Source organism: Rathayibacter sp. AY1H2 (assembly GCF_002931985.1).
In the GTDB taxonomy this organism is placed as follows: domain Bacteria; phylum Actinomycetota; class Actinomycetes; order Actinomycetales; family Microbacteriaceae; genus Rathayibacter.
Map to the genome: position 1 here is coordinate 1 of NZ_PSUV01000035.1, position 10,586 is coordinate 10,586.

The following is a 10,586-nucleotide window of genomic DNA, read 5'->3' on the forward strand; positions in this document are numbered from 1 at the left end:
GCCCCCGGCTAGGCTGACCCCCGCAAGCAGAGGAGACCGCGGATGCCCGACCACGCGACGCGCGGCAACAACCTCGACCGCGTCCGGCGGCACAACCTCTCGGCGATCCTCCGCCTCGTGCACCGCGGCGGCCCCCGCTCCCGCTCGCAGCTGACCCGCCTGACCGGCCTCAACCGCTCCACGATCGCGGCGCTGGTCGGCGAGCTGGTGGAGCTCGGCATCGTGCGCGAGCGCGAACCCGCCACACCGAACCAGGTCGGCCGGCCGAGCCCCGTCGTCGAGGCCGATCCCGGAGTCGTCGCGCTCGCCGTGAACCCCGAGATCGACGCCGTCACGGTCGCCGTGGTCGGCGTCGACGCCGTCGTCCGCCGCCGCATCCGCCGCTCCGCCTCCGTCCCCACCGCCGAGGCCGCCGCCCGTCTGGCGGCCGAGGCGGTCGCCGAGCTGCTCGCCGAGCTGCCCGAGGAGACGCGGACGGTCGGCATCGGCGTCGCGGTGCCCGGCCTCGTCCGCGACGCCGACGGCCTCGTCCGGGTCGGCCCGCACCTCGGCTGGGACGACGAGCCCTTCTCCCGCATGCTCGCGGACGCGACCGGCCTGCCCGTCCTCTCGGCGAACGACGCCAACCTCGGTGCACTCGCCGAGAGCGTCCTCGGCGCCGGCCGCGACGTCTCGCACCTCGTCTACCTCAACGGCGGCGCGAGCGGAGTGGGCGCCGGCGTCATCGTCGGCGGCGCGCCTCTGCACGGCATCGACGGCTACGCGGGGGAGATCGGCCACACCCTCGTCAACAGCGCGGGCATCGACTGCCACTGCGGCGCCGTCGGCTGCCTCGAGACCGAGGTCGGCCGCGCCGAGCTGCTCACCGTGCTCGGCCTCGACGAGAGCGAGCGGCTGGAGGAGGCGCTCGCCGCCTCCGAGGACCCGGCCGTCCGCGCCGAGGTCGAGCGCCAGCTCGGGCACCTCGCGGTCGCCCTGCGCAACGTGATCAACGTGTTCAACCCGCAGCTCGTGGTGCTGGGCGGCTTCCTCGGGGCGCTGGTAGGAGTCGCGCCGGGATTCCTGGAGGAGCGCCTGGGCCGCGGCGGCCCCTTCCGGGTCGCGCTCGACTCCGTGCGCATCGTGCGGACCGAGCTCGGCGCCGATCTGCTCATGCTGGGCGCCGCCGAGCTCGCCTTCGAGCGCCTGCTCGCCGACCCGCTCGGCACTCCGCTCCACCCGGTCTGACCCGACGGCGGTCCGAGGGGTGGCGCCCCTGTCCGACACATGATCGAATTGATTCGACCGAGCGGCATGGAGCCGACGAGGTCCGCTCCCGCGCCGAGGACGACACCGGCCGCCTCCCTCCCTCCCACCCCGCTGCGCCCTGCGCAGGAAGGCACTCCGTGTCCACTCCCGCCTCGACTCCGACCGCCTCCCTCCCGGTGCACCGCCACCCGGGCGACGCCCTGACGGCCCGCCAGCGCCTCGTCTACGTGATCGTCCTCGGCTCGCTGACCGCCCTCGGGCCGTTCACGATCGACCTCTACCTGCCGGCGTTCCCCGCGCTGCAGAGCGAGCTGAACGTGTCGGAGGCGGCGGTCCAGCTGACCCTCACCGGCACGACCCTCGGCTTCGCACTCGGCCAGCTGGTCGTGGGCCCCTGGAGCGACGCGGTCGGCCGGCGCCTGCCGATCCTCCTGGCCACCTCTCTGCACGTGCTGGCCTGCGTCGGCGCGGCGCTCGCCCCCGAGATCGTCACCCTCGGCGTCTTCCGCTTCCTGATGGGAGCCGGCGCGGCGGCGGGCGGCGTGGTCGCGATGGCGATGGTCCGCGACCTCTTCGGCGGACGCCCGCTGGTGCGCATGCTGTCCCGGCTCGCCCTGGTGTCGGGCCTCGCGCCCGTGCTCGCGCCGGTCATCGGCTCCCAGCTGCTGCTGATCATGGACTGGCGCGGGATCTTCGTCTTCCTCGCCGCCTACGGCGTGCTGGTCGTCGCGGCCGTCGGCCTGCTCGTCGTCGAGACCCGGCCCCGCGCCGCCCGCCACGAGCGCGAGCACCGCTCGCTCGTGCAGCGCTACCGGGCCGTCCTCAGCGACCGCGTGTTCCTCGGAGTGGCGGTGATCGGGGGCATGACCTTCGCCGGCCTGTTCACCTACCTCTCCAGCTCCTCGTTCCTGTTCCAGGGCCTCTACGGATTCGACGCGCAGCAGTACGGGCTGCTCTTCGCCGTGAACTCGCTCGGCGTCGTCCTCGGCGTGCAGGCGTCCTCCTACCTCAGCCGGAGGATCGGGCCGCAGTGGATCCTCGCGATCACGACGCTGACGCTGTTCACCTCCGCCGGCCTGATCGCCTTCTTCGACGTGCTCGGGCTGGGGCTCTGGGGCACGCTCGTCCCGCTGTGGTTCTTCATCGCGTCCTGCGGCTTCAGCTTCCCGTGCGTGCAGGTCCTCGGCCTGGTCAACCACGGCCGGGAGGCGGGGACGGCCGCGTCGCTGCTCGGAGCGGTCAACTTCGGCACCGCCGGACTGCTGTCGCCGATCTCGGGGGTCTTCGGCGCCGGCTCGGCCGTGCCGATGGCCGTGGTGATGATGGCGACGGCGACCGTGTCGATCCTGGCGCTCTGGCTGATCGTCCGGCCGAGGAGCGTCCCGGCGCTGCAGGACTGAGCGCTCGGCTCCGGGTCCCGGCGGTCCGGCACGCCCCGCTCCTGCGGCTCCTCGCGGGCGTTCGGGCCCTCGCTGGATCCGCTCCCGAGCGCCGCTGCTACAGTCCCCTCCCATGTCCTCCCGCGACTCCTCCGCCCTGCTCGCCGAGCTCTCCGACCCCGACCGCGACGTCCGCCTCCGTGCGGCGATGACCCTGGGCGAGCTCGCCGAGCCCGCCACCGCCGAGCCCCTCGCCGCGCACCTGTGGGAGGAGCCGGACTTCTTCGTCCGCGACGTGCTCACCTGGTCGCTCGGCCGCCTCGGCTCCGCCGCCGTCCCCGTCGCCCGCGAGGCGCTCGGCCGCGAGCCCCGGGTGCGCACGCAGGCGCTGCACGTGCTCAGCAAGATCCTCGACCCGGCGACGCTCGACGACATCGCCCCGCTGGCCGCCGACTCCGAGCCCGCCGTCGCCGCGAAGGCCCGCTTCGCGCTGGGCCGCCTCGGCGACGAGCGCGCGCTGCCGGTCCTGCTCGGCCTGCTCGGCGACGACGACGCGGAGGCGCAGAACGTGCTCACCGACGTCCTCGCCTCCTTCGGCGCCGCGGCCGTCCCCGGTCTGGAGCAGGCCCTCCGCGAGGGGTCCGTGCCGGTCCGGCGTCACGCCGCTGCCGCACTCGGCTACCTGGGCGACGACGCGCGTCCTGCCGTCGACGCGCTGGACGGGGCCGCCGGCAGCGACGACTCCGCGCTCGCGGTCTCGGCCGCGATGGCGCTCGGCTCGATCACCGGTCCCGACGCGGCCGCCGCCCTCGAGCGGGCCTCCGCCTCGGACGACTCCCGCGTGAGCGCCGTCGCCGCGCGGCTCCTCGCCCGCTCCTCCGAGCCGACCCGGCTCGACGCCCTCCGCGCCGCCCGCCTGGCCCGCGCGGCCGGCTGAGCCGCGCCGCGAGACCCCCGCGGGGGAAGGCCGGGCATCCGCACGGCCGGTCGGACCGTGCCACGAACCCGGCGCACGGACGCCGGGCTTCCGAACCGTCGGCCGAGCCGCCCCGCAACCCCCAGCGGGGGAACGCCGTGTGACGGCATCATGTCCGGATGGATCACCGCGACGACCGCCTGTCGACCGAGCCCGGAATCGCGCGCCCCGACGCCGTCCAGCGTGCGCGGATGCGCGAGCAGGTGCCGTCCGACGACGTCGCCGCCCGGCTGCTGACGAAGGAGGCGGCCCACCGGGTCTCCCGCCGCTGGCCGCTGATCTCCGCGTCGCTCGCGATCCTGCTCACGGTGCTCCTCGCCGTGCTGATCGCCTTCCGCCCCACCTCGGCCTTCCGCTTCGACGTGGAGTGGATGGACGAGATCGTCGAGCACCGCTCGCCGGTCTGGGACATCCCGGCCCTCGTCATGAACACGGTCGGAGCGGGGCTCGTCGGCACGACGCTCATCCCGCTCGGCATCGTCGCCGTGCTGCTGGTGTTCCGCAGGCGGTGGGCCGCGCTCTACTACGCGATCGCCGCGCTGGTCAGCGTGGGCGCCACTCAGCTCGTCAAGGAGCTGGTGGGACGCGCCCGCCCGGCCGACATGCTCGTCACCAGCGACTACGGCTCCTTCCCGTCCGGCCACACCGCCAACGCGGCGACGACGGCGATGGTGCTGGCCCTGGTGTTCCCGCTGCTGTGGGTCTGGATCGCGGGCTTCCTGTACACCGTGGCGATGATGGCGAGCCGCACCTACCTCGGCGCCCACTGGCTGAGCGACACCGTCGGCGGCCTGCTGCTCGGGATCGGCGTGGCGCTCGTGGTCTGGGCTCCGCTCGCCGGCCGCCTGCGCACCGAGGCCGAGCTCCCGCACCCGCCGATCTGGATCCGCCGCACCACCTGACCGGCGCAGTTCTCTCCGCGCGAGGGCTTCGAGGCCCCGAGGATCGGCGCCCGAGGAGCGCGGAGGCTCGCCGATCAGCCGAAGGCGGCGAGGGAGTCGAGCTCGTTGAAGGTGTAGACGTGCAGGCCCGCGAGGCGGTCGCCCGCCGCCGCTTCCAGGCGCGCGACGAACGCGGACGGGTCGAAGCGGCGTCCGCGGAGGAGCCCGCCGGCCACCGAGGTGCTCCGCTTCAGGAAGCCGAGCGAGGAGCCCACTCCGATCCGCGCGCCCAGCGTCAGCAGCCGCGAGCGCTCGACCGGCCCCGGCACCCCCGCCCACAGATCGGCCGTGATCCCCGTCTCGCGGAGCCGGTCGGCGTAGCGGACCACCGCGTCGACGTCGAAGCACATCTGCGTGACGATCGAGCGGATGAACGGAGCGCGCTCGCGCAGGTGCCGTTCGATGCTCTCGTCGGAGAGGTGCGGGTGGCCCTCGGGGTAGCCTGCGATGTCCAGGGCCAGCCCGGGTGAGATCTCGCGGGCGTCGCGGATGAGCTCGAGGCTCGTGGAGTAGGTGCCGGCCGCCGAGGACGCGTCGCCCGAGATCACGAACGCCTCGTCGATCCCCGCCTCGCCCATCCGCCCGAGGACCCGCTCGAGTGCGGCGCGGCCCTCGACGTTCCGCGCCGCCAGGTGGGGCACCACGCGGAACCCGCGCCCGGCCAGCGCGACCGCGCAGTCCACGGTCCGCCCGGTCCCGTGCTTCGGCAGGCTGGTCACGGTCAGCGTCACCGCGGAGGGGTCCGGGAACGCCCGTGCGGCGCGCTCGCCGATGTCGTCGGCCGGGATGATCTCGAAGCGAGCGCGGGTCATCGGCCCAGCCTGCCACGCGGAGCCGGAGCGGCGCGGGTGGTGGCCGAGGCCGCACGAGTGTCGGAGGGGCGCCCTAGCCTGGAGCCGATCGCCGCCCGGTGGTCGCGGAAGGAGTCGCGTGTATCTGGAGTCCGGCCGCGTGGTCACGAGCCCCACCGACCTGTCGAACTGGGCGGCCTGCGAGTGGGCCGTCCTCCGCCGGTTCGACGCCCTGCTGGGCCGCGCGCCGCGCCTCGAGGCCGAGAGGGACGGGATGCTCGAGCGCACCGCGGTGCTCGGCGACGAGCACGAGCACCGCTTCCTCGCCGAGCTGAAGCGCACGCACGAGGTGCTCGAGTTCGAGCGCCCCGAGCCCGCCGGCTACCCCGCGGCGGCCGAGGCGGCCGTCGAGGCGATGCGCGCCGGGGTCGACGTGCTCTACCAGGCCACCTTCTTCGACGGCGAGTTCCTGGGCTTCTCGGACTTCCTCCTCCGCACCGCCGACGGCGCCTACGAGGTCTACGACACCAAGCTCGCCCGGCACGCGAAGATCCCGGCGCTGCTGCAGCTCGCCGCCTACGCCGAGCAGATGCAGGCGCGCGGCATCCGCGTGGGGGAGCAGGTGCACCTCGTGCTCGGTGACGGCTCCGTCACCAGCCACGAGCTGGCCGTCGTCGCCCCGGTCCAGCGGGTGCAGCGCGCCCGGCTCCGCGCCGTGCTCGACGAGCGCCTCGCCGCCGACGAGCCGCTGGAGTGGGGCGATCCGCGCTACCCCTCCTGCGGACGCTGCTCCGTCTGCGCGCACGAGGTCCAGGCGCACCGCGATCCGATCCTCGTCGCCGGGATGCGGCTCGACCAGCGGGCGAAGCTCGGGGCGGCCGGCGTGCTCACCATCGACGCGCTCGCCGAGCACAACGGCCCCGTCCCCGGGCTGAGCGCGGGCACGCTCGAGGGCCTGCGCGCCCAGGCGCGGCTGCAGCTGCGGTCGGAGTCCTCGCCGGTGCCGGCCGTCGAGGTGATCGACGCCTCCGTGCTCGCCGGGCTGCCCGCCCCCGACCCGGGGGACCTCTTCTTCGACTTCGAGGGCGACCCGCTCTACACCGAGGACAACCGCGAGTGGGGCCTCGACTACCTCTTCGGCATGGTCGACGACCAGGAGCGCTTCACCGCGCTCTGGGCGCACGACCTCGCGGCCGAGCGCCGGGCGCTCCTCGACTTCCTCGCGCTCCTGCGGGCGCGCCGGGCCGCGCACTCCCGGATGCACGTCTACCACTACGCCTCCTACGAGCGCAGCCACCTGCTCTCGCTCGCGCTCCGGCACGGGGTCGGCGAGGAGGAGGTCGACGCGCTCCTGCGCGACGGCGTCCTGGTCGACCTGTACCCGGTGGTGCGGCGGGCGCTCCGCGTGGGCTCGCGCAGCTACTCGCTCAAGAAGCTGGAGCCGCTCTACATGGGCGAGGAGGAGCGCGACGCGTCCGGCGTCACGAACGCCGCCGACAGCATCGAGATGTACGTGGAGGCGCGCGCCGCACAGAGGGCCGATCCTGTCGAGGGGCAGCGCGGGCTCGACCTCGTCGCCGAGTACAACGCCTACGACTGCCGCTCCACGCTCCGCCTGCGCGACTGGCTCCTGGAGCTCGCTCCGCCGCGCGAGGAGCTGCCGCCGCTGCTCGAGGTCGAGATCCCCGTGCCCCGCGAGCCGCACCCGGTCGCGGTCGCACTGCTGGCGCAGGTCGAGGGGGTCGAGCCGCGCGAGCGCACGGCCGACCAGACCGCGCTCGCCCTCGCCGGCGCGGCGAACGACTACCACCGCCGCGAGGCCAAGACCTTCTGGCAGGAGCACTTCGACCGCCTCCGGCAGCCGCTGGACGAGTGGGCGGACACCCGCGACGTCGTGATGATCGACCGGGTCGAGGTCGTCCGCGACTGGGCGAAGCTCCCGCGCGCCCGCACGCAGTCGCGCGAGTTGCGGATCCTCGGCCGGCTCGCTCCCGGCAGTCGGCTCGGCACCGGCTCGTCGCCGTACCTGGTCTACGAGGCCCCGGCGCCCCCTGGTGCGCCCTCGCCCGGTCCCGGTCTGCGCGGCGCCTCCGAGCGCTCCGAGATCCTCGCGGTCGACGACGACGGGGAGCGGATCGTCCTGCTCCTCAAGGAGGGCCTGAAGGCGGGGGAGGATCCGCACGACGACGCTCCGGTCGCCCTCGCCCCTGCGCCGCCGCCGCGCGCCGCGCCCCAGCCCGAGGCGATCGCGGAGTGGGGCGGCGAGGTCCTCGACGCGCTGCCCGCGATGCTGGCCGACCCGGCGCTCGACGTCCTCCGCCGCATGCCGCCGGGAGCCGTCGCTCCTGTGCAGGGCGACGACGTGATCGGCGCGGTCGTCACCACTCTGCTCGGACTCGACCGGGCGACCCTCGCCGTGCAGGGTCCGCCCGGCACCGGCAAGACCTACGTCGGCTCCCACGTGATCGCACGGCTGGTGAACGAGCACGGCTGGCGCATCGGCGTGGTCGGCCAGTCGCACTCGGTGGTCGAGAACGTGCTGAGCGCCGTCGTCGGCCGCGGCGTCGATCCCTCCCGCGTGGCGAAGGTGCCCAAGAACGGCACATCGCCCGAGGCGCTCGAGGCGGCGCCCTGGGCGCCGGTGAAGAACGCGGCGGCACTCACCGCCGTCCTCGAGGAGGGCGGCGGCTGCGTCATCGGCGGCACCGCCTGGACCTTCGCGAACCCGGTCACCGTGCCGCGCCGCTCGCTCGACCTCCTGGTGGTCGACGAGGCCGGGCAGTTCTCGCTCGCCCCGACGATCGCATCGGCCGTCTCCGCCCAGCGCCTGCTCCTGCTCGGCGACCCGCAGCAGCTGCCCCAGGTGAGCCAGGGCGCGCACCCGGAGCCGGTCGACGAGTCGGCGCTCGGCTGGCTCGCCGACGGGCACGACGTCCTCCCGCCGGAGTACGGCTACTTCCTCGCGCAGACCCACCGGATGCACCCGGCGCTCTCCGACGCCGTCTCCGAGCTGTCCTACGAGGGCGCGCTGCGGTCGCGGGCGCCGCAGGTGCGCCACCTGGAGGGGGTCGAGCCGGGCGTGCACTCCGTCCCGGTCGAGCACGCGGGCGACACCACCTCCTCGCCGGACGAGGCGAGGCGCGTCGTCGAGATCGCCCTCTCCCTCGTCGGCCGCGCCTGGACCGACGAGCACGGCGAGCGGACGCTGACCGCGGCCGACGTCATCGTCGTCGCGCCCTACAACGCCCAGGGCGGGCTCCTCCGCACCGCCCTCGACGCCGCGGGCCTCGAGGAGACCCCGGTCGGCACGGTCGACCTCTTCCAGGGCAGGGAGGCGGTGGTCGCCATCGTGTCGCTCGCCGCGTCCTCCGGGGCCGACGTCCCGCGCGGGATGGAGTTCCTCCTCCTGCCCAACCGCCTGAACGTCGCGGTCTCGCGCGCGAAGTGGGCGGCGTACCTGGTGCACTCGCCGGCGCTCGCCGCCTCGCTCCCGACCTCGCTCACCGGCCTCGGGCACCTCTCCGGCTTCCTCCGCCTGCTCGAGCAGGGGGAGCGGGCCGCCCCGTGACGGATCCGGTGGCCGGAAGGCGCGCTCCGCTCCGATTCCGTCGGTGCTCGGCATGGTGGACGACGCGATCCGTCGCTACGGTGTCCCCATGAGAATCCTCCTGGTCGGCGCCGGCGGCGTCGGCGACGCCTTCGCGAAGATCGCCGCGCGCCGCTCCTTCTTCGAGCAGATCATCGTCTGCGACTACGACCTCGCTCGCGCCGAGCGCACGGTCGCCTGGATCGCGGAGCGGCACGGTGCCGACGACCGCTTCGTCGCCGCGCGAATCGACGCCTCCGACGCCGAGAACGTCGAGACCGTCGCCCGCGCGCACGGGGCGACCCACGTGATGAACGCCGTCGAGCCGCGCTTCGTCCCGACGATCTTCGCCGGAGCGCTCGCCGCCGAGGCCGACTACCTCGACATGGCGATGAGCCTCTCGCTCCCGCACCCTGAGCGGCCCCACGAGCTGACGGGGCTCAAGCTCGGCGACGAGCAGTTCGCCGCGGCGGAGGAGTGGTCCTCCCGCGGCCGCCTCGCCCTGGTGGGCATGGGCGTGGAGCCGGGACTCTCCGACGTCTTCGCCCGCTACGCCTCCGACCACCTCTTCGACGAGATCGACGAGCTCGGAGTGCGCGACGGCGCGAACCTCGTCGTGCACGACGCGGACGGCCGCGAGATCTTCGCTCCGTCCTTCTCCATCTGGACCACGATCGAGGAGTGCCTGAACCCGCCGGTGGTGTTCGAGCGCGACCGCGGCTGGTACACCACCGTCCCCTTCTCGGAGCCGGAGGTGTTCGAGTTCCCCGAGGGCATCGGCCCGGTCGAGTGCGTGAACGTCGAGCACGAGGAGGTGCTGCTGATGCCGCGCTGGCTCGACGCCAAGAAGGTCACCTTCAAGTACGGCCTCGGCGAGCAGTTCATCGGCGTCCTGCGCACCCTCCACCTCCTCGGCCTGGACAGCACCGAGCCCCTGCGGGTCCGCTCGGCCGGCGGTCCCGTCGAGGTCTCGCCGCGCGACGTCGTCGCCGCCGCCCTGCCCGACCCCGCCGGCATCGGCCCGCGGATGACGGGCAGGACCTGCGCCGGCCTCTTCGTCTCGGGCACGAAGGACGGCGCCCGCCGCGAGGTGTACCTCTACCACGTGAGCGACAACGAGTGGACGATGGCCGAGTACGGCACCCAGTGCGTGGTCTGGCAGACGGCGCTCAACCCGGTGGTCGCGCTCGAGCTCCTCGCGACCGGCGTGTGGACCGGCGCCGGAGTGCTCGGGCCGGAGGCGTTCAGCGCCGACCCGTTCCTCGAGCTGATGGCCCGCCCCGAGGCCGACGGCGGGTACGGACAGTCCTGGCACGTCCGCGAGGACTGACCGGCGCCGCCGACCTAGGCTGAGCCCATGAGTGACGACGACGGGCTCGCCTCGGCGAGGGACGAGGCGCGCGCGGCCCTGGAGGCTGCCCGCCGACTGCAGGCGGAGGCCGCCGAGGCCCTGATGCGAGCGGAGGCGGCGGCCGCGGCGCTGAACGCGGCGGCCGGCCCGGAGGAGGCGGAGGCCGTCGCGGACGACGTGCGGCTGGTGGCGGCGTCGGGGAGCGGAGCGGAGCAGTCCGCTGCTCCCGTTGCCCAGGACACCGTCGCTCCGGACGCCCTCGCTTCCGGTCCGATCGCTCCGGATGCACCTGCTCCGCCCACCCCCTCGGCGCC

General features: G+C 74.5%; 7 protein-coding genes and 1 pseudogene. 7 read left to right on the forward strand and 1 reads right to left on the reverse strand.

What is annotated here, in order from left to right:
- The first annotated feature begins 42 nt into the window (after positions 1 to 42).
- The 4 genes from C5C29_RS16560 to C5C29_RS16575 all read left to right on the forward strand — a co-directional run bounded on the left by C5C29_RS16560 (position 43) and on the right by C5C29_RS16575 (position 4,505).
- Complete coding sequence (locus C5C29_RS16560) at positions 43 to 1,227, forward strand: ROK family transcriptional regulator (protein ID WP_104225215.1); 1,185 nt, start codon at positions 43 to 45, stop codon at positions 1,225 to 1,227.
- A gap of 158 nt (positions 1,228 to 1,385) precedes the next feature.
- A complete protein-coding gene (locus tag C5C29_RS16565; protein WP_104225137.1) occupies positions 1,386 to 2,648 on the forward strand; it encodes a multidrug effflux MFS transporter in 1,263 nt (420 codons plus the stop codon).
- A gap of 112 nt (positions 2,649 to 2,760) precedes the next feature.
- Positions 2,761 to 3,564 carry a HEAT repeat domain-containing protein gene (locus C5C29_RS16570; protein WP_104225136.1) on the forward strand — a complete coding sequence of 268 codons (804 nt, stop codon included), beginning with the start codon at positions 2,761 to 2,763 and terminating at the stop codon, positions 3,562 to 3,564.
- A gap of 158 nt (positions 3,565 to 3,722) precedes the next feature.
- A complete protein-coding gene (locus C5C29_RS16575) occupies positions 3,723 to 4,505 on the forward strand; it encodes a phosphatase PAP2 family protein (protein ID WP_244229597.1) in 783 nt (260 codons plus the stop codon).
- Positions 4,506 to 4,579: 74 nt separating this feature from the next.
- Here the strand turns inward: C5C29_RS16575 and C5C29_RS16580 are convergent, their stop codons facing one another.
- Positions 4,580 to 5,356, reverse strand: a complete 777-nt coding sequence (locus C5C29_RS16580) for a methylenetetrahydrofolate reductase (RefSeq protein ID WP_104225135.1) — start codon at positions 5,354 to 5,356, stop codon at positions 4,580 to 4,582.
- Between the two features lie 118 nt (positions 5,357 to 5,474).
- Here C5C29_RS16580 and C5C29_RS16585 point away from each other — a divergent pair, with 118 nt between their 5' ends.
- The 3 genes and pseudogenes from C5C29_RS16585 to C5C29_RS16595 all read left to right on the forward strand — a co-directional run.
- Entirely contained in the window at positions 5,475 to 8,903 is a 3,429-nt protein-coding gene (locus tag C5C29_RS16585) for a bifunctional RecB family nuclease/DEAD/DEAH box helicase (RefSeq protein WP_104225134.1), read from the forward strand.
- 88 nt (positions 8,904 to 8,991) lie between these two features.
- Complete coding sequence (locus C5C29_RS16590; protein WP_104225138.1) at positions 8,992 to 10,251, forward strand: saccharopine dehydrogenase family protein; 1,260 nt, start codon at positions 8,992 to 8,994, stop codon at positions 10,249 to 10,251.
- Between the two features lie 27 nt (positions 10,252 to 10,278).
- Positions 10,279 to 10,586, forward strand: a pseudogene (locus C5C29_RS16595) (hypothetical protein); the annotation flags it as partial.